This window comes from Mycobacterium sp. WMMD1722, from assembly GCF_049315205.1.
Lineage (GTDB): Bacteria > Actinomycetota > Actinomycetes > Mycobacteriales > Mycobacteriaceae > Mycobacterium.
Genome location: NZ_CP186056.1, coordinates 2,394,720 through 2,414,314, shown reverse-complemented (window position 1 = coordinate 2,414,314; position 19,595 = coordinate 2,394,720). Strand labels below are relative to the sequence as shown.

13 protein-coding genes are annotated in these 19,595 nt (G+C 70.0%); 5 read left to right on the top strand and 8 right to left on the bottom strand.

The annotated features are described in order from the left end of the window. Window position 1 precedes the first annotated feature (1 nt). Entirely contained in the window at window positions 2–682 is a 681-nt protein-coding gene (locus ACN27E_RS11450) for a TetR family transcriptional regulator (protein ID WP_422749146.1), read from the bottom strand. A 70-nt stretch (window positions 683–752) separates the two neighbouring features. Here ACN27E_RS11450 and ACN27E_RS11445 point away from each other — a divergent pair, with 70 nt between their 5' ends. Both ACN27E_RS11445 and ACN27E_RS11440 read left to right on the top strand, forming a co-directional pair. Continuing rightward, window positions 753–1,829, top strand: a complete 1,077-nt coding sequence (locus ACN27E_RS11445; protein ID WP_422749144.1) for a ferredoxin reductase — start codon at window positions 753–755, stop codon at window positions 1,827–1,829. A 13-nt stretch (window positions 1,830–1,842) separates the two neighbouring features. Then, window positions 1,843–2,955, top strand: coding sequence for a fatty acid desaturase family protein (locus ACN27E_RS11440; protein ID WP_422749143.1), 1,113 nt, complete (start codon window positions 1,843–1,845; stop codon window positions 2,953–2,955). Here the strand turns inward: ACN27E_RS11440 and nei2 are convergent. Next, a complete protein-coding gene (nei2, locus tag ACN27E_RS11435; RefSeq protein WP_422749141.1) occupies window positions 2,946–3,719 on the bottom strand; it encodes an endonuclease VIII Nei2 in 774 nt (257 codons plus the stop codon). The genes ACN27E_RS11440 and nei2 overlap by 10 nt on opposite strands. Window positions 3,720–3,821: 102 nt before the next feature. On the opposite strand from nei2, the gene ACN27E_RS11430 reads away from it, so the two are divergent. Beyond that, window positions 3,822–4,385 carry a DUF1269 domain-containing protein gene (locus ACN27E_RS11430; protein WP_422749140.1) on the top strand — a complete coding sequence of 188 codons (564 nt, stop codon included), beginning with the start codon at window positions 3,822–3,824 and terminating at the stop codon, window positions 4,383–4,385. Here ACN27E_RS11430 and ACN27E_RS11425 read toward each other — a convergent pair. The 4 genes from ACN27E_RS11425 to ACN27E_RS11410 all read right to left on the bottom strand — a co-directional run bounded on the left by ACN27E_RS11425 (window position 4,371) and on the right by ACN27E_RS11410 (window position 12,592). Next, complete coding sequence (locus ACN27E_RS11425; RefSeq protein ID WP_422749138.1) at window positions 4,371–8,924, bottom strand: ATP-dependent helicase; 4,554 nt, start codon at window positions 8,922–8,924, stop codon at window positions 4,371–4,373. The two genes, ACN27E_RS11430 and ACN27E_RS11425, sit on opposite strands and share 15 nt — an antisense overlap. 40 nt (window positions 8,925–8,964) lie before the next feature. Next, window positions 8,965–10,125: an NAD(P)/FAD-dependent oxidoreductase gene (locus tag ACN27E_RS11420; RefSeq protein WP_422749136.1), complete on the bottom strand. Its 1,161-nt coding sequence runs from the start codon at window positions 10,123–10,125 to the stop codon at window positions 8,965–8,967. A 70-nt stretch (window positions 10,126–10,195) separates the two neighbouring features. Continuing rightward, the gene (locus tag ACN27E_RS11415; RefSeq protein WP_422749135.1) at window positions 10,196–11,002 is read right to left on the bottom strand and encodes an SDR family oxidoreductase; all 807 of its coding nucleotides are present in this window, start codon (window positions 11,000–11,002) and stop codon (window positions 10,196–10,198) included. Between the two features lie 15 nt (window positions 11,003–11,017). Further along, window positions 11,018–12,592 carry an aldehyde dehydrogenase family protein gene (locus ACN27E_RS11410; protein ID WP_422749133.1) on the bottom strand — a complete coding sequence of 525 codons (1,575 nt, stop codon included), beginning with the start codon at window positions 12,590–12,592 and terminating at the stop codon, window positions 11,018–11,020. A gap of 42 nt (window positions 12,593–12,634) precedes the next feature. Here ACN27E_RS11410 and ACN27E_RS11405 point away from each other — a divergent pair, with 42 nt between their 5' ends. Continuing rightward, window positions 12,635–13,114 (top strand): Lrp/AsnC family transcriptional regulator, encoded by a 480-nt coding sequence (locus tag ACN27E_RS11405; RefSeq protein ID WP_422749132.1) that lies wholly within the window; start codon window positions 12,635–12,637, stop codon window positions 13,112–13,114. Window positions 13,115–13,244: 130 nt separating this feature from the next. Here ACN27E_RS11405 and ACN27E_RS11400 read toward each other — a convergent pair whose 3' ends face one another. Then, the gene (locus ACN27E_RS11400; protein WP_422749130.1) at window positions 13,245–17,591 is read right to left on the bottom strand and encodes an HAD-IC family P-type ATPase; all 4,347 of its coding nucleotides are present in this window, start codon (window positions 17,589–17,591) and stop codon (window positions 13,245–13,247) included. A gap of 104 nt (window positions 17,592–17,695) precedes the next feature. Between ACN27E_RS11400 and lat the strand changes: the two genes are divergently transcribed. Next, entirely contained in the window at window positions 17,696–19,030 is a 1,335-nt protein-coding gene (gene lat, locus ACN27E_RS11395) for an L-lysine 6-transaminase (RefSeq protein WP_422749128.1), read from the top strand. Here lat and ACN27E_RS11390 read toward each other — a convergent pair. Then, window positions 19,014–19,571 (bottom strand): restriction endonuclease, encoded by a 558-nt coding sequence (locus ACN27E_RS11390; RefSeq protein ID WP_422749127.1) that lies wholly within the window; start codon window positions 19,569–19,571, stop codon window positions 19,014–19,016. The genes lat and ACN27E_RS11390 overlap by 17 nt on opposite strands. Window positions 19,572–19,595 lie beyond the last annotated feature (24 nt).

The window sequence follows — 19,595 nt, the reverse complement described above, 5'->3', positions numbered from 1 at the left end:
TTCACGGCGTACTGCGCCAGCCGGTGACCCCGACGACGATCATGCGTAGCTGCTTGACCGCGGTGTGCTTGATGTCCTCCAGCGCGGCGGCATCGTTGATGTCCACGGTGTCGACGGCCTCGGCGATCGAGATCATCGCGTTGACGATGAGGCTGGCCAGAATGTTGAGATCCTCACCGCTCCAGGTGTTCAGCCCGGGGAAGCGGGCGAGGTCGATGGCCAGCTCCGAGGTGATCAGCCGGATCTCGGTGCGGATCGCATAGCGCAGCACCGTCACCCCGCTGGAGCGTTCCCGGCCGATGAACCGCCAGTGTTCGCGGCGTTGGTTGACGCCCTCGATGAGCATGTCGACCGACGACTCGATCACCCGGCTCGGGTCCAGCTTGCCGGCCCGGGCGCTGCGCAGCAGGTCGCGCAATGCCCGGAACGACTCGTCGATCAGGACCAGCCCGAGGGCTTCCATGGACTCGAAGTGCCGGTAGAAGGCCGCCGGGGCGATACCCGCTTCGCGCGTCACCTCACGCAGGCTCAGCGCGGCGAAGCTGCGTTCCTCCAGCAGTGACAGCGCGGCCGCGACGATCGCCCGGCGGGTGACCTCCTTGCGCTCCTCACGCGACGGACTGTCGCGTGAGCGGGACCGCCCCGACCTGCCCGTACGTGAACTCGGCGTACGACTGTTCACGATGTGAAAGCTACCACAATCTGCTCGGATTCCCTTGACGGGTGCGGCTGTCAGCCCGCACGGTATACACATGTTCACTCAAATGCGTACCCCGTCCCTGCGGGAGCGGGTCCTGCGCTCGCCGCTGGTGGACCTGTTGACCGGACCGCACGGCGTCGACCGGTACACCGAGCTCGTGGAGCCGACCTGGACGCTCGGCGAGGCGCGCGCCACCGTGACGGCGGTGCGCCGGACCACCCCGCGCAGCGTCACGCTCACGCTCAAACCGAATCGGGTGTTCACCGGACTGCGGGCCGGTCAGCACATCAACCTCTCGGTCGAGATCGACGGCCGACGCCGCTCCAGGAGCTACTCGCCGGCCAATGCCGAGGGAGACCGGCTCATCGAGCTGACCATCGGCCGCCATGAAGGCGGCCTGGTGTCGACCTACCTGTGCGAGCACGCCCGGCCCGGCATGGTCGTGGGTCTGGACTCGGTGGGCGGGGACTTCGTCCTGCCCGACGAGCGGCCCCGCCAGATCCTGTTCGTCTCCGGCGGCAGCGGCATCACGCCGGTGCTGTCGATGCTGCGCACGCTGCACGCCGAGGGATATTCCGGCGAGGTCGCGTTCGTGCACTATGCGCGCAGCGCCGCAGAGGCCTGCTACCGCCAGGAGTTGGCGGGTCTGTCCGGGGTGCGGGTGCTGCACGGCTACACCCGTGAGACGGCGGGAACGGATCTGAGCGGCCGCTTCGACGCCGCGCACCTGGCTGCGGCCGTGCCCGCGGTCCGACCGGATCTGGCGGTGTTCGTCTGCGGGCCGCCGGACCTGGTGGACGCCGTTCGGGCGCTGCGCCCCGACGCCCGGGCGGAGAGTTTCGTGCCGCCCACCTTCGATCTGCCGGCTGAGGCGTCGGGTGGCCGGGTGAGCTTCGCCGACAGCGGCGTGGAGATCCCCGACGACGGACGCCCGCTGCTCGAACAGGCGGAGCAGGCGGGCCTGAATCCCGAAAGCGGATGCCGCATGGGCATCTGTCACAGCTGCACGCGCCGTAAGACCCGCGGCGCGGTGAAGAACCTGATCACCGGCGCGGTGTCGAGCGCCGAAGAGGAGGACGTGCAGATCTGCGTGTCCGTTCCCGTCGGCGACGTCGACATCGCCCTATAGAGAGAGGAATCCCATGACCAGCACCTTGACCGACCCCACCCGCAGGACCCTCGAGAAGACCGTCGGCGGCCGCACCGTCCGGCTCACCCCGGAACAGACCGAGGCATTCGGTCGCGAACTGGATGCGTTGCGCGAGCGGGTGATCGCCGACCTCGGCGAACGCGACACCACCTACATCCGCAACGTCATCAAGGCCCAGCGGGCCCTCGAGGTCGGCGGCCGAGCCCTGCTGTTCGGTGGAATCGTCCCGCCGCTCTGGCTCGCCGGCACCGCCATGCTCGGGTTCGCGAAGATCATCGACAACATGGAGATCGGCCACAACGTCATGCACGGCCAGTACGACTGGACGGGTGATCCGGCGTTGTCGTCCAAGAAGTTCGAGTGGGACACCGCCTGCCCGGCCGATCAGTGGCGTCACTCGCACAACTACATGCACCACACCTACACCAACATCGTGGGGATGGACCGCGACATCGGTTACGGCATCCTGCGGATGAGCGAAGACCAGCGCTGGCGGCCCTATTTCCTGGGCAACCCGGTGTACGCCTTCCTGCTGATGGTGCTGTTCCAGTACGGGGTGGCGCTACACGAGCTGGAGACCGAACGCATCCGCGCCGGGGAGATCACCATCGCCGACAAGCGGGAGATCCTGGAAGGAATCTGGCGCAAGACCAAGCGGCAGACCCTCAAGGACTACGTGGCTTTCCCGCTGCTGGCCGGTCCGTTCGCGCCGTGGGTGTTCGCCGGGAACCTGACGGCGAATCTGATGCGCAATGTGTGGTCGTACATGATCATCTTCTGCGGGCACTTCCCGGAGGATGTGCAGGAGTTCTCGGTCGAGGAGACCAAGGCCGAGACCCGGGGGCAGTGGTATTTCCGCCAGATCCTCGGTTCGGCGAATCTCACCGGTGGAAAGCTCTTCCACCTCCTCAGCGGCAACCTGTCGTTCCAGATCGAGCACCACCTGTTTCCCGACATCCCCGCTCATCGGCATGCCGAGATCTCGGCCGAGGTGCGCGACATCTGCCGCCGCTACGGTCTGCCCTACAACACGGGTCCGCTGCCCAGGCAGTTCGCCACCGTGGTGCGCAAGATCGTGCGGCTCGCGCTGCCCGGTCAGCGCTGACAGTTCGGACACCAGAAGCTGATCCGGTCGCCGCTGTCGTCACGCCTGATCGGGGTGGCGCAGCGGCGACACGGCTTGCCCGCCCGGCCGTACACCCAGACGTCCCGGCCGGGTCGGGTATCGCCGGTGGTGGTGCGATTCCACCGGGAACGGTTCAGCCACAACATGTCCCGAGCCCGCTGCGCGACCCGAAGCGGATCGGCGATCGCGCTGACCGGTGCGGTGGGAAGGTGGCCGAATACGAAGCACAGCTCGTTGGCGTACACGTTGCCGATGCCGGCCATGATCCGCTGGTCCAGCAGCGCCTCGGAGATCGGCCGGTCCGGATCGGCCACCAGATTGGCGGCGGCGATCCGGGGTTCCCAGTCCTCGCCGAGCAGATCCGGACCGAGGTGTGCGACGGCGTCCATGTCCGCGGCGCGTTCGAGGATCTCCAGGATGCCAAGGTCTATCCCGGCGGCTTGCACCGCGTCGGCCCCCGTACCGGCCTCGAGGATGATGCGGATGCGGTGGCCCGCGCGACTGGGTCGTGACAGCGGATTCACCTTCCAGCTGCCGTCCATCTTCAGATGGGAGTGGATGCTGGCCTCGCCGGCCCGGATGAACAGGTGCTTGCCGCGGGTGAGCACCTCGTCGACGACCTCACCGGTCAGGTCCACGGCGGCGAAGCGCGGCACTCGGACGTCGCAGCGGGTCAGCGTCTTGCCGAGCAGGCCCGCACGCAGGGCGGTGGCGGTGCGGTAGACGGTGTCGCCTTCGGGCATCGCCCCATTGTCCCAGCGCCCGAGATCGACGGCCCAAGGGCCGCGCCGCTGGGGACTTTCGGTTCTGGTTCGAAGAGCGAGCCGCCAGCCACCGTGGACGGTATGCGACTCGAGGAGTGCGTCGACGAACCTCATGCGATCCTGCTGGTGGCCGGATACCGCGACCTGGAGCAAGCCCGGTCGGACTTCACGGATCTCGACGCGCGGATCAAACATCGGGGAGTGGAAGTGCGAGCCGCCGCGTTGGTCGCCCGGGACGCGGACGGGCAGCCGGTGGTTACCCATGCGGTGAATCGACACCGCCGCGCGGCCGCGGGCATGGGCGCCGGAGTCGGTGTGCTTTTCGGTGCGCTGATCCCGCCGCTGCTGCCCGCGGTGGTCGTCGGCGCGGCGTCGGCCGCGTTGATCGCCTCGTTCGCCGAACACGAACTGAAGGTCGAATTGGAACGCGAGGTCGGGCGGGCCCTTCGGACGGGAAGCGGCGTGGTCATGGTGATCGCCTCACCGGCCAATCAGTTTCACGTATCGCAGACGCTGCGTCATGCGCTCGAGGTCACGGTGCTCCCGATGGACCGGGCCACTGTTCATCAGCTCGAGCAGGCCGCGGCGGCCGTGCTGGCCGGTGCGCCCGGCGAACAGACAGGGCCGGACTCAGCGCAGCCGTAGCCCACGCGGTGTGCGGGTGAACCCCGCGGCCGTCAGCGCCTCCTGCGCGAGAGCCCGCACGCCGCCCGCACCCGGCTCGAGCACCGAGACACCGTTGATCTTCTCGACCAGCAGAGCTTGCACCCGCCCCGCGGACACCAGGTCGGCCAGCGCCGCACCCGCCGCCGAATTCGCCTCGGCATCAGAGGTGAAGCTGAGCAGTGAGCGGCCACCGCGTTCGAGGAACCACGCCAGCTCGCCGTCGACCAACGCCACCAACGCCCCGGCCTTTCGCCCCGGCCGGTGGGCGACCTCGTCATCATCGGCGGCACGCGCCGGCCAGGGCAGTGCCGCGCCGTACGGGTTGGCCGGGTCGGCGGCGGCCAGAACGACGGCGCGGTACTCGCGGCGTTCCGGGTCGACCTCGTCGAGGTAGGTCCGCAGCCGGTCCACCGTCGACGCCACCGCGAACTGTGCGCCGCCCAGGGATTCGACGAAGTACCCGCGCTGGCATCGGCCGGTGTCCTCGAAGGCGGTCAGCACCTTGTAGAGCATTGCGAAGCCGCCGGGCACCCCCTCGGCGGCGACCGCGCCCTTGGTGAGCACGCCGTAGCGGCTCAGCAGCAGTTCGGCGGTGAAGTGCGCGCGCACCGTCGAATCCGGTTCGGCGACCGGCAGCGCCGACCAGCGGCCCGCCACCGTGGGATCGGTGGTGCGGGTCTGCGCGTGGGCGACGCTGTAGCTGCTCAGCCGTGGGGCGCGTGACCGCTGCCGGTGCGCGGGTGCGCCTCGTCGCCCGGTGGACCGTCTGCTGCCCGACAGCATGGCCCGCACCGGCGCGAATGTGTCACCGGTAACCCAGCCGGCCCAGATCAATTCCCACAGTGCGCTTTTGAACTGTTCGGTGTCTCCGGTCGCGAGTTGCCGGAAGAAATACGCGCCGCCTCCCGCGAGCGCTTCGGTGATGGCGCGGTGCGTGTCGCTGAAGTCGAGTTCGGTGGGGGCGCCCAGGGTGAGCGCTGCGGAGTCGGCGTGGTGGAAGACGATCCAGCCGTCCCCGCCGCCGATCGGTCCGGCCCCCGACCAGATGATCTCGCCGCTGGCCAGCAGCTCGTCGAGCATGGCCGGTTGGTAATCGCGCACCCGCTGGGAGAGCACCAGCGGTTCGACAGCCGATGCGGGAATCGGCACCCCGGCGAGCTGGTCGATCACCGAGGCGAGTCCGTCCACGCCGGCGCTGTGCGCCGAACCGACCTGCTGCCAGGACGGCAGGAACCGGGCGTAGGCCGCCGGACTGACCGGCTCCACCTGCGCCCGCAATGCCGCCAGGGAGCGGCGGCGCAGGATCTTGAGCACGTCGGCGTCACACCACTGTTCGCCGCCGGCCGAATCGGCGGGAAGATCGGTGAACTCGCCCCGGACCACCCGGCCGTCGACCGCCAGCCGCCCGAGCACGTCGGCGGTGACCCGCAGCCCCAGCCCGAAACGCGTCGCGGCGTCGCCGGTGGTGAACGGTCCGTGGGTGCGCGCGTAGCGGCCGATCAGCTCGCCGAGCGGGTCGGCCACCGACTCGAGGAATGACAGCGGAACGCCCACCGGCACCGCGATGCCCACACCGTCGCGCAGGAGCCCGACGTCCTCGATGGGAACCCACCAGTTGCGGCCGGCATAGGACACCGTCAGTACGCGCTTGGCGGCGAGCAGACCCTCCAGCCAGCCGCCGACCTCGCGCGTGGTGCAGCGGTCGGCGACCTCCTCGACGGTCAGCGGCCCGAGCAGGCGCAACAGATCGGCAACGCCTTCGGCGTCACGGGCCTGCCGGTCCTCGCTGAGATGCTGCAGCTGACGCGAGGTGGACGCGATGACATCGGGATCGAGCAGTTCGCGCAGCTCGACGCGGCCCAGGAGCTCGGCCAGCAGCACGGTGTCCAGCGACAGTGCGGCGGCGCGCCGTTCGGCCAGCGGGCTGTCGCCCTCGTACATGAACGCCCCGACATAACCGAACAGCAGGGACGCCGCGAAGGGGGACGGGGTGGTGGTCTCCACCTCGACGAGCCGCAGCCGCCGCTGCGCCACCCGGCCCATCAGTTCCACCAGCGCGGGCACGTCGTACACGTCCTGGAGACACTCCCGCACGGCTTCGAGCACGATCGGGAAGTCGGGATATTTGCGGGCGACGTCGAGCAGCTGGGCGGCGCGCTGGCGCTGATGCCACAGCGGCGAACGCTTTCCCGGGTTACGCCGCGGCAGCAGCAGCGCCCTGGCCGCACATTCGCGGAACCGCGACGCGAACAGCGCCGACCCGCCGACCTCCGCGGTGACGATCGGCTCGATCTCATCGGCGTCGAAGACGAACAGTTCGGCACCCGGTGCCGCATCCTCGGTGTCGGGCAGCCGCACGATGATGCCGTCGTCGGAGGCGGTGGGCTTCTCGTCGATGCCGTAGCGCTCACGCAGCCGGCGTGCGACGGCCAGCGCCAGCGGACCGTGCACCCGTAGGCCGTAGGGGGAGTGCAGGATCACCCGCCAGTCACCGAGTTCGTCGCGGAACCGCTCGACGACGAATGTGCTGTCGGTGGGGACCGTGCCGGTGGCCTCGCGCTGATCGTCGAGCAGCCGCCGCAGGTTCTCGGTGGCGTAGTCGTTGAAACCCATTGTGGCGCAACGCTCGGCGAAGGTGTCGGCATTCAATCCGGCGAGTTCGCCGGTGAATCTGCCCACCGCCGCGCCGAGTTCGGCGGGCCGCCCCACGCCGTCGCCGCGCCAGAACGGCAGTCGGGCGGGTTGTCCGGGTGCGGGGATGACCAGGACCCGGTCATGGGTGATCTCGGTGATTCGCCAACTGGTGGCGCCCAGGGATATGACGTCGCCGGGCCGGGATTCGTAGACCATCTCCTCGTCGAGTTCGCCGACCCGCGAGGGGGTGTCGTTGTCGGTGGCCAGGTACACCGTGAACAGCCCACGGTCCGGGATCGCGCCGCCCGAGGTGACGGCCAGGCGCTGAGCGCCCGGGCGCCCGGCCAGGGTCCCGTTGTCGCGGTCGTAGACCAGCCGAGGCCGGAGCTCGGCGAACTCGGTGGAGGGGTACTTACCCGACAGCAGGTCGAGCGTCGCCTCGAACGCGCTGCGCGGCAGCGTGGCGAACGGAGCGCAGCGGCGGACGGCCTCGAACCAGTGGTCGGCGTCCAGGGGTTCGAGTGCGGCGGCGGCGACGGTGTGCTGGGCCAGCACGTCGAGCGGATTGGCCGGCACCGTCATGGTCTCGATCTGCCCGGCCAGCATGCGCTGCACCGTGACGGCACAGCCGATCAGGTCGGTGCGATGTTTGGGGAAAAGCACCCCCTGGGAGACCTCACCGACCTGGTGGCCGGCGCGGCCGACTCGCTGCAGGCCGCTGGCCACCGATGGCGGCGCCTCGACCTGGATCACCAGGTCGACCGCGCCCATGTCGATGCCCAGTTCCAGGCTCGACGTCGCCACCACCGCCTTGAGCCGCCCGCTCTTCAGGTCGTCCTCGACGATGGCGCGCTGTTCTTTACTGACCGAACCGTGGTGCGCCTTGGCCAGGAGCGGGGCGGCGCCGAAGGATTGTCCGCTGGCCATCAGCTGCGCCGGCGCGCCACCACCGACCTGCCCGTTGCGCCCGTCCAGTTCTACCCCAGCGCGTTCGGCGTGGATCTCGTTGAGCCGCGACGTCAGACGCTCGGCCAGCCGCCGGGAGTTCGCGAAGACGATCGAGCTGTTGTGGGCCTCGATCAGATCGACGATCTGTTCTTCGACATCGGGCCAGATCGTGTTGTTCTCCAGATCGGCCATATCGGGCACGGGAACTTGCACCGCGAGGTCGAACGTCTTGGCGGCGGGTGGCGCGACGATGGTGGTGGGGGCATGCCCGGACAGGAAACGCGCCACCTCCTCGGCGGGCCGCACGGTCGCCGACAGCCCGATGCGCTGCGCGGGCCGGTCCAACAACTGGTCGAGGCGCTCCAGCGACAGCGCGAGGTGGGCGCCGCGTTTGGTGGCCGCGACGGCGTGTACCTCGTCCACGATCACGGTCTGCACTTCGGTCAGGGTGTCGCGGGCCGCCGAGGTCAGCATCAGGAACAACGACTCCGGTGTGGTGATCAGGACATCGGGGGGACGGGTGAGCATCTCGCGGCGCTGCGCCGGTGTGGTGTCCCCGGACCGGACGCCGACGCTGATGGCCGGAGCCGTCGCGCCGTGTCGCTCGGCCACCCGGGCGATACCGGTCAGCGGGGTACGCAGATTGCGTTCGACGTCGACGGCCAGTGCCTTGAGCGGCGACACGTAGAGCACCCGGGTGCCGGCCTTGGGTGGGCGGGGTTCCGAGGACGCCAGCCGGTCGATCGCCCACAGGAATGCCGCGAGCGTCTTACCCGAACCGGTGGGGGCGATCACCAGGGTGTTGTCACCGTCGGCGATCGCCGACCAGGCCTGGGCCTGGGCGGGTGTGGGCTCGACGAACGTGCCCGTGAACCATTCACGGGTCAGCGGACTGAACCGGGACATGGAGTCAGTGGACGTCGGCGTACGGGCCATCACTCCATGATGCCCAGCGCCACCGACAAGTCCGGACGCGTCAGGCCGCGACGTCGGCCGGCAGCGGCTTCTTGGCCGAGATGAGTGGTTCGGCCCGGTCGTAGTCGTCGTCGGCGTTGTGCGTCAACACTCCCACCACCGCTCCGTCCGCCACGTACCAGACCGTGAAACCGTCGTCGTGGTTGCGCAGCAGTGCCCGGTCGTAGCCGTCGCCCCACGAGTGGTACTTGAGCGTCTCCTCGCCGATCGTGGTCCAGAAGCCGGGCACGGCCGACCAGCGCTGCGTCTGCCCGGCGGCGTTCGCCCCCGCGACGACACCCTGATCATCGGCGTCCTGCCAGTGCTCGACCGCCACCCGCCGGCCGGCCGCATCGTTGTGGGCCCACGCCACGTCACCCGCGGCGAAAACGTTCTCGGCGGAGGTACGCATCGCGCTGTCCACCAGCACCCGACCGTAGCCGGTCTCGATACCCGCCGCCTCGGCCAGTGCCGCCTGCGGGGTGACGCCGGTCGCCGCGAGCACGAGGTCACACTCGATCGTCTCGCCGGTGTCCAATCGCACCGCGCCGTCGAGGATCTCCGCGACGCCCGAGCCGCCGAGGTAGCGGGCGCCCGCGTCCCCGATCATCGCGGCGATCCGCTCTCCGGCCTCCGAACCGAGCCGCTTGGCCTGCGGGACATCGTGGTGGGCGACCAGCGTGGTGGTGATTCCGCGCATCGCCAAGGACGCCGCCGCCTCACAGCCGATGAACCCGGATCCGATCACCACCGCCGACTTCGCCTCCTGCGCGGCGTCACGCAATCGCTGGGCCTGGGCCAGGGAGCGCAACAGCAGGGCCCGCTCGGCGCCCGGCATGGCGGGTGGTGTCGGGCGTGCACCCGCGGCGATGACCAGCCACCGGTAGGGGTGGACCTCATCGCCGGCGCTCACCTGGCGGGCGTGGGTGTCGATCGCGGTGACCTCGCCGATCACGATGTCGATACCGCGGTCGGTGAACCAGGCGGCCTCCTGCAGACGGGCGTCGCCGGCCTCTGCGTCACCGCGCAGGAACTCCTTGCTCAGCGGCGGCCGCTGATAGGGCAGTGCGGGATCGTCGGTCAGGATGGTGATGGGTGCGTCGCTGTTGTGCTCGCGAAACGTCGCCGCGGCGCTCAACCCGGCCGGTCCGCTTCCGATGACGATCAGTCCAGGGGTGCTCATCCGGTCGGGCTACCCCGTGAACGCCTGCGCTACGCCGCCGCCCCGGTACGCCGCGTCCCAGGGGATGCCGCTAACCCCGCAACATCTGCTGGTACCGGCGCATGCCGGCGATCCAGCGGTCGTGATCGGTCAGCTTGCTCACGGCCATCTCCCGCACCTCGGGGTGGGGCAGCACCAGGAAGCGGCCGTCGGCGACGGCGGCCACCGTGAGATCAGCCACCTCGCGGGCAGTCAGCACCGCACCCGCGCTCACCACGGAATTGGCCGCGACCCGCGCTGTGGCGTCCGGAGACTCGCGGATCGAGGTGAGTAGCGGCGTGTCGACACCCATGGGGCACACGCAGGTCACACCGATGCCGTCGTCGCCGTAGGTCACGGCGAGCCACTCGGCGAAGCCCACGGCCGCATGCTTGGTGACCGCGTACCCCGCCGCCCCGATCTGGGTCAGCAGACCGGCCGCCGAGGCGACGCCGACGAAGTGGCCGTGGCCGCGCTGCTGCCACTGGGGCAACAAAAGCGTCGCCGCGCGGATGTGGGCGCGCAGGTTGACGTCGAGGATGCGGTCCCACTCGGCCTCGGTGCCCAGCCCGGCCCCGCCGACGATGCCGGCGTTGGCGACGAACACGTCCACCGGCCCGAAATCGCGGTCGGCGGCGGCGATCATGGCCGCCAGATCGGCCGTCGCCGCGGCGTCGACCCGCAGCGCGCGCACCTCCCCGCCGCCGGCGGCTATGCGGTCCGCAGTCTCGGTCAGGCCGGCGGAGTCGAGATCTCCGAGGACCACTTTGGCGCCCGCGGCGACGAACGCCTCGGCGAGCGACCGCCCGATACCCGAGGCCGCGCCGGTGATCGCCACGACGCTGTTGTCGATCTGCATTCCACCGATACTGCCCTAACCGAAATGAACGCCCTGGGCCAGCGGCAGCTCGGTCGAATAGTTGACGGTGTTGGTCGCCCGTCGCATGTAGGCCTGCCACGCGTCGGACCCGGATTCACGGCCCCCGCCGGTCTCCTTCTCCCCGCCGAATGCACCACCGATCTCGGCGCCCGAGGTGCCGATGTTGACGTTGGCGATGCCGCAGTCGGATCCGTCGGCGGCCAGGAAGCGCTCCGCCTCCCGGATGTCGAGGGTGAAAATAGCTGACGAAAGACCCTGCGGCACAGCATTGTTCAGCGCAATGGCGTCGTCCAGGGCGTCGTAGGTCAGGACGTAGAGGATCGGCGCGAAGGTCTCGGCGTGCACCACCGCGGTCTGCGCCGGCATCCGCACCACCGCCGGGCTGACGTAGTAGGACGTGTCGCCGCTGTCCCCGTCGTAGAGATGACGCTCGCCGCCGAAGACCTCACCACCGTCGGCGCGCGCCGCGTCGAGGGCAGCGACCATGTCGCGGTAGGCGGCCTCGTGGATAAGCGGGCCGACCAGGGTGCCGTCGGCGGCCGGGTCTCCGACGGGCAGCTGGCGGTAGGCGCCGCGGATCCGCTCGACCAGATCGTCGGCGATCGAATCGTGCACGATCAGTCGGCGCAAGGTCGTACACCGCTGACCGGCGGTGCCGGCCGCCGAGAACACGATGGCGCGGACCGCCAGATCCAGGTCGGCCGAGGGCGTGACGATGGCCGCGTTGTTGCCGCCCAGTTCCAGCAGCGCCTTCCCGAATCGCTGCGCGACCCGGGGCCCGACCTGCCGGCCCATCCGCACTGAACCCGTCGCCGACAGCAGGGCGATCCGGGGATCGTCGACCAGCGCCTCACCGACCTCACGGCCGCCCTGCACCAGTCGGCTCACGCCGCGGGGTGCGCCCACGTCGTCGGCGGCCCGTTCGATCAGCGCCTGGCAGGCCAACGCGGTGAGCGGCGTGAGTTCTGACGGCTTCCACACCACGGTGTCTCCGCACACCAGAGCGATCGCGGTGTTCCAGGACCACACCGCGACGGGGAAGTTGAAGGCGGTGATGACGCCGACGACGCCGAGTGGATGCCAGGTCTCCATCAGTCGGTGTCCGGGGCGTTCGGAGGCGATCGTCTTGCCATACAGCTGGCGTGACAGTCCGACCGCGAATTCGCAGATGTCGATCATCTCCTGCACTTCGCCGAGGGCCTCCGCGGTGATCTTGCCCGCCTCGAGGGTCACCAGGGTGGCGAGGTCGGCCTTGTGCGCGACGAGCAGCTCACCGAGCCGGGCGACCAGTGCGCCGCGTACCGGTGCCGGGGTGGTCCGCCAGACCGTGAATGCCTGGGCCGCTTCGGCGATCGCCGCGTCGGTCTGGGTGCCGTCGTTGCCGGGGACGGTGAACAGCACCTCGCCGGTGATCGGGGTGCTGGCCTGCAGTCCCGGCTCACCCGGCCGGCCGAGTTCAGTAGGGGCGCCGATCGCCTCGAGCGCCGCGCGGGCGCGGTGGCGCAGCGTATCGACGGTCGGGAGCGCGGACGTCTGGGTGGCAGGGTCGGTGGTCATGTCGGTGGTCATGTCGTTGCCTCCTCGTGAAGCGGGTGGGGATACAGTGCGGCAATGGGTGAACCCGACGAGCACCCGCACGCGCCTGCGCAGCTCGATGCCATCGACCGGATCCTGGCGCGCGAACTGGTGACCGACGGCCGTGCGACGCTGGCGCACCTGGCGGCCAGCGCGGGGCTGTCGGTGTCGGCGGTGCAGTCCCGGGTGCGCCGACTCGAGGCCCGGGGGGTGATCACCGGGTACCAGGCCCGGCTCGCCCCGGAAGCCGTGGGCCACCAGCTGTCGGCGTTCGTGGCCATCACCCCTCTCGATCCGTCGCAACCCGATGATGCTCCGGCGCGGTTGCAGCACATAGCGGCCATCGAGTCCTGCCATTCGGTGGCCGGTGACGAGAGCTACGTGCTGCTCGTGCGCGTCGGGTCGGCGAGGGCGCTGGAGGATCTGTTGCAGGAGATCCGCACCGCGGCCAACGTCCGCACGCGAAGCACCATCATCCTACAGACTTTTTACGAGTCAAGGCAGCATGTGCCGTAATATTTCCGGCTTGATCCGGGGTGGATGGGAATCAGCACCGGCGTAACGGTCATTCGCTGATGAGACTCCGGCCACGTGTCTTTCACCTCCCGTTCGCCCGCCGCGCCTAGCGTCGAGGACCATGGCGAAGCTACTTGTCGGCCTTGGTCAGGACGCGTTGCTCGGCGAAGCCGTGCGAATCCTCACCCCGCCGATCCGGGAGATCTACGCCGTTCTCGTCCGCGCCGGCGTCGTCGTCATCGTGGAGGACTGACCCCAGCCCGGTGAGCCGCGCCAGAACCGCGGGCGCAACCGCCGAGGCGGCGGTCGCTCCCGCGGCGGCGAGGAAGGCCTGCCCCCACGCCACCGGCCCGACCGGAGTGCACCCGAACAGCTGGCTGACGCCCGGGGTGCTGACGATGCCGATCATCGTCGCGAAGGTGCCGATGTTGGTGGCGACCACCAGCGGTCCGTGCGAATCGATCAGCGTCTGCAGCATCTGCGTCGACACCAGTCCGATCAGCGCCGCGGTGGCGGCCCGGCGCGGCGTTCCCGTCACGCTCGCCATGGCCCAGGCCGCCGTTGCGCCGGTGGTGGTGGCCGCACCGCGGATCGCGATCGACCGCCACATGGCCGACTCGTCGCGGTCGGCCGCACCGTTGTCGGTCTGCGGGCTGACCGCGAGCGCGGCGGCCGGCAGCGCGTCGGTGAGCATGTTGACCAGCAGCATCTGCCGCGCGTTGAGCACCGAGCGGCCGGTCAGCAGGCTGGTGATGAGAGCGAAGCACACTTCACCGGCGTTTCCGCCCAACAGCACCGACACCGCGGACTGCACCCGCCGCCACAGCTGATTGCCCTCGTCGATGGCGTCCAGCAGCGCTTCGATGTGGCCATCGAGCAGCATCACATCGGCGGCCGTGCGCGCCGGATCGCTCGCCCCGGCAGCGACGCCGATTCCGACGCTGGCCGCCCGGATCGCCGCGGCGTCGTTCGCCCCGTCACCCACCATGGCGGTGACCACACCGTTGGACTCGAGCGCCTGCACCACGTCGATCTTGTGCTCGGGAGTCATCCGGGCGAACACCAGGCATTCCGACACCGCATGTGCCCGCGCGTCGGCGGACATGTTCTCCCATTCGTCACCGGTCACCACCCGCTCCGAGGTCACCTCGAGGCCCAGATCCGCCGCGACCACCGATGCGGTCACCGGATGGTCGCCGGTGATGAGTCGCACCCCGATTCCCTTGTCGCCCAGGGCTGCCAGCAGGTCAGCCGCCGCGGGGCGCAGCGTGTCGGCGAGTCCGACAGCTCCGACCGGGCGCAGGTCGCTGCGGCACAGTCGTTCGAGCACCTGCGGGTCGCGGGCCGCCACCCGCGCCGTCGCGGCGTCGACGTCGCGTTCGGCCACCGCGAGCACCCGCAGACCACCGGCGGTCATTTCGTCGAACAGGCCCGAGAGCGCCTCGGCTCCGTCGGCCAGCGCCGCGGAGATCCGTTCCGGTGCGCCCTTGATGGTCAGCCTGGTACCGGTCAGCGCAGCGGCGAAGGGTCGGCCGGACTGGAACGGAAGCACCGCGTCGGGGGCCGCGATGTCCGTGCGCTCAGCGGCGCGCAGAATGGCGTCGTCGGTGGCGTGGTCGGTGCGCTGACCGTCCTTGACCACGATGGTGCTGAGGGCGGCCGCCAGCACCTCGGACTCGGCCCTGCCCTCGACCGGGCGTAACGCCTTGACCTGTAACCGGTTTTCGCTCAGCGTCCCGGTCTTGTCGAAACAAACCACCTGGACGCGGGCCAGCGCCTCGACAGAGTGGGGGTTGCGGATGAGTACCGATTCGCCGGACAGGCGGCGCGCAGCCGCCAGCTGCGCGAGCGTAGCCACGAGCGGCAGCCCCTCGGGCACGGCCGCGACGATGACTCCGACGGCACTGGACACCGACTCACGCAGCGGTGTAAGGCGCATCAGGCTGAGGGCGCCGACCAGGGCGCCGCCACCGACGCTCCACGGCAGCGCGCGTCCGGTGATGCGGCGCAGCTGTGCCTGCAGCCCGATCTCGCGGGATCGCGAAGGCGCCATGGCCATCGCCCGCTTCATCTCCGACCCCGATCCCACCGCGGTGACGATCCCCACGGCAGAACCCGCCACGACCGTCGACCCGGCGTAGAGCATGCAGGTGCGTTCAGCCGGCGGCGCGCCCGGACTGGGTTCGGTGTCCTTGGCGACGGGCAGCGATTCACCGGTCAGCGAGGATTCGTCGACCTCGAGGTTGGAGGTCTCGATGAGGCGCGCATCGGCCGGAACGACCTCCCCCGAGCGCACCTCGATCAGATCGCCGAGCCGCAGCCGGTTGGCGCGCAGCTCCTCGTCACCGCCACCGTCCGCACGCAACCGGCGGGCCAATGGATCCTGGACCGCCAGCAGGCGACGCAAAATGCTTTCGGCGTGCAGTTGCTGCTCGGCCGACAGCGCCGCATTGCCGATCAGCACACTGCCCACCAGGGCGGCGTCGAACGGCGATCCGAGCAGAGCGCTGGCCATGGCGCCGGTGAGCAGGATCGGGGTGAGCGGATCGGAGAGATTGGCCCGCATCTCCCCGACGAAATCCCGCGCATAGGACCAGCTGCCGAGGACCGCTCGACTCAGTGCGGGCGGTATCGGAGTGCGGTGCACCGCAACCGCTTCCACGTCGGTGCGGCGAGGGAGCAGGTGGGCCACCTCGTCGGCCGGCAAGGCATGCCAATCGTGTCCGGGTTCGGCCTCGGGGAGCGGATCGCGAAGCACCCGTCGACCCGCGGCGGCGCCGGAGACCAGACCCGCGATGGCGCTGGCCGCGACCGACACCGAACCGTTGCCGGGCACACCGGGGATGAGCATCAGCGCGCCGAGGGTCGCCCCGGACAGCGACAGCTCCATACCCTTGTCGCTCGCGGCGCGTGCCGCGGGCAAGGCGTGCAGCACCCGCCACACCCCGCTCAGATCGCTGAGCAGCAGGTCGGCGCTCCAGGGCGGCCGCTTACCGGGGCGCAGCAGCCCGACGGTGACGTCGGCGGCGTGCGGCGTCGTCATGTCGGCGGTGGTGATCAGGGCGACTGTGGCGCCGTCTGCCTTGGCGGTAGCCACCGCCTCGGCGAGCGCATCGTCGGTGGACTCACCGACGAGCTGGAGGTGGTCGAAACCCTGGGCAAGTGAACGCAACCCGTCATCGGCCACCGACACCATGCGCGGTCGGGCGCGCCGGGCCTCCGCGACCACTGCGGTGGCGAAGGGATCGCGCACGTGGCTGACGAGCACCTCACCTTGATTCGAGCCCGGCTCCGATCCGGCGGCCCCGGGGATGTCGGCGATCGGATGCCAGCCGGCCGTCAGCCGTCCCTCGGCCAGCGCCGTACGGGCGGCCTGCCAGGCGCGGCTGCGATGGGAGTTCGTCAGTCCGCGGACCCGGCTCACCATCAGCTCATCGGTGTGCAGCACCCGGGGATCGATGACCACGGTGTCGACCCGGTCCAGGGTGCGCAGGGCACGGGGGTGCAGCACCAGCGCATCGTGACGGGAGGTGAGGCCTCGGCTCATCGCGTAGGCGAAGGCCTCGCGGGTCGTGCGGACGGCCTTCGGTGCGGCGAGAGACGCTGCGGCACCGGCGGTCTCGACGTCGCCCGACAGTAGACCGAGGGCGGCACCCACCCCGACGCCGATCGCGGCGGAGCGGTTCGCCCAGTGTTCGGCGCGACCCTCGCCAGGCGCGACCCGCTGGGCGGGCGGGCGGTCGTCGTCGGCCTGTCGAGAGAGAGCAGGTTCTTTCCTGCGCCAGGCCATTCGATCGTTCCACGCCTCGGCGGCCAACATCGTGCGCTGGGCGGCCTCCGCCGCGGCGGACACCGGCGACAGGGTCAGAGCGGCGTTGGTGGCGTGCGCGACGGCGAAGACGAGATCGGTGCCGTCGGGGCCGAGCCGGTCGGCGACCAGTCGGCGCAGCGCCGGAGTGTGGTCGACCACCGTGGCCGGCGCCGACACGACACCGGGCAGGCCGCGCAGTCGTAGCGCGCTGCCGGCCAGCGACACGCCCAGACCGGCCACCGCGACCACGGCGCCCGCAGTCCGCGCGACCAGCACCGCATCATCGCCGGGCAGATTGATCGGCGCAGCGCGGCGGGCGCGCGCGTCCACCCGGCGTTCGGCAGAGTCCACCGCGCGCAGCAGGTCGGGCAGGGATGGGCCGTCGGCGTCCACGGTGATCACGATGCGCGCGACCGTGGTGTTCAACGCGACCGACCGCACCCCGTCGAGCTCTTTGACGGTGCGCACCACCTCGGCGGTGATCGCGTCGGCGCGTTCGCCCGTCAGACCGCGGACCTCCACCCAGCAGCGGTTGCCCACGGCCTGGCAGCGGCGGGCGGGCGGGCCACCCAGTGCCTCCAGCGCGACGGCGGCCGCGGTTCGGGTGACGCTTTCGGCGACGCGCAGCGGTGCAGTCATCACGGCGAGGCCGGGCACTCGGAGCATCCCTCCTGTCTACCCTGCGAAGGTTACAGCCACGCGGCGCCGATGTTAGGAACTTATCCGGCTTCAGAGGTGCTGAGCAATAAAAATTACGTTAATATCGGGACATGACCGAACTGCTCGCCCGCCCCGCCGACCGTCTGATCGAGGCGCACGATGTCCACCCGGTGTTGTCGCGCAGCATCCTCGCCGACGGGCTGGATCTGGTGCTGGATCTGGATCGGTCGTCGGGCTCGTATCTCGTCGACGCGCGCACCGGCGAGCGGTACCTCGACATGTTCACCTTCTTCGCCTCCTCGGCATTGGGCATGAACCATCCCGCACTGGCTGGCGATGCAGCGCTGCGCGACGAATTGGCGGGCGTCGCGGTTAACAAGCCGAGCAACTCCGACGTCTACTCGGTGCCGATGGCACGCTTCGTGGACACGTTCGCGCGCGTCCTCGGTGACCCCGCGTTGCCGCATCTGTTCTTCGTCGACGGGGGTGCGCTGGCCGTCGAGAATGCGCTCAAGGTGGCATTCGACTGGAAGAGTCGGCGCCACGAGGCGGCCGGTCGCAGCCCCGATCTCGGCACCCGGGTGATGCACCTGCGCGGCGCGTTCCACGGACGTAGCGGCTACACGCTGTCGCTGACCAACACCGACCCCAACAAGGTGGCCCGCTTCCCCCGGTTCGACTGGCCACGAATCGACGCACCATATCTGCGGCACGGCGCCGATATGGCCGCACTCGAGGCGGAGTCGCTGCGGCAGGCCAGGGCGGCGTTCGAGGCGTATCGGGACGACATCGCCTGTTTCATCGCCGAGCCGATCCAGGGCGAAGGTGGCGACCGGCACTTCCGGCCGGAGTTCTTCGCCGCCATGCGGAAGCTGTGCGATGAGTTCGACGCGCTGCTGATCTTCGACGAGGTGCAGACCGGGTGCGGGATGACCGGAACGCCCTGGGCGTACCAGCAACTCGGTGTCTCGCCCGATATCGTGGCGTTCGGGAAGAAGACCCAGGTGTGCGGTGTGATGGCCGGACGTCGTGTCGACGAGATCGCCGACAACGTCTTCACCGTGAGTTCGCGGATCAATTCCACGTGGGGCGGCAATCTCACCGATATGGTGCGGGCCCGCCGGATCCTCGAGGTGATCGAAGCCGACCAGCTGATGACCCGCGCGCAGGAGATGGGCGCATATCTGCTCGACCGTCTGGACGAATTGGCCGCCGAATTCCCGGCGACGGTGCTCGATGTGCGGGGGCGGGGATTGATGTGCGCCTTCAGCCTGCCCTCGGCGGCCGAGCGGGACACCGTGATTCGCCGGCTGTGGGAGCGCCACGTCATCATGCTCGCCAGCGGCGCCGAGTCGGTGCGCTTTCGTCCGGCGCTGACGGTGTCGCGCGACGAGATCGACGCGGCGGTGGCCGCGGTGCGCGATGTGCTCACGGCGATGCGCTGACCGTCAGCCGCCTGATGGTCGACCGGAGGCGGGGTAGTTCGTCGCGGCCGATCAGTTCACAGCCGTGATGCTCGGCGAGCCGGCGTGCGGCAGGGGTGAAGTCGTTGTCGGTCACCACCATGGTCTTGGCGCAGTCCTGCATCGGCGCGCCGGCCACCACCTCCTGGACGGCGCCGGCGCCGACCGGACGCGCCTGTCGCTTGCACTGCACCGCAAGACGATTGGGGCGGGTGCCGACGATGATGTCCACACCCCAGTCCCCGGTCAACGGGGTCATGATCACCGGCACACCGCAGGAGCGGGCGATGCCGGCGATGTAGTCCTCGAATTCGGTACCCGACATGTCGGCCGTGGGTGCCCTCGGCGTGGTCGCCCCGGCGATCACGCCGCGGACGAAGCGGGGAGTGGCTGCGGTCAACAGCGGTGCGGCGACGGCCGCGGCGATGCAGGTCGGTGCGGAAGCGCCCGTGAGATAGGCGGTCAGGGCGGCGGCCACGCCGACCACCAGCAGCAGTTTGATGCGCAAGCTGCTCCACGGCATGGCCGGATCGTAGGTGAGGTGTCC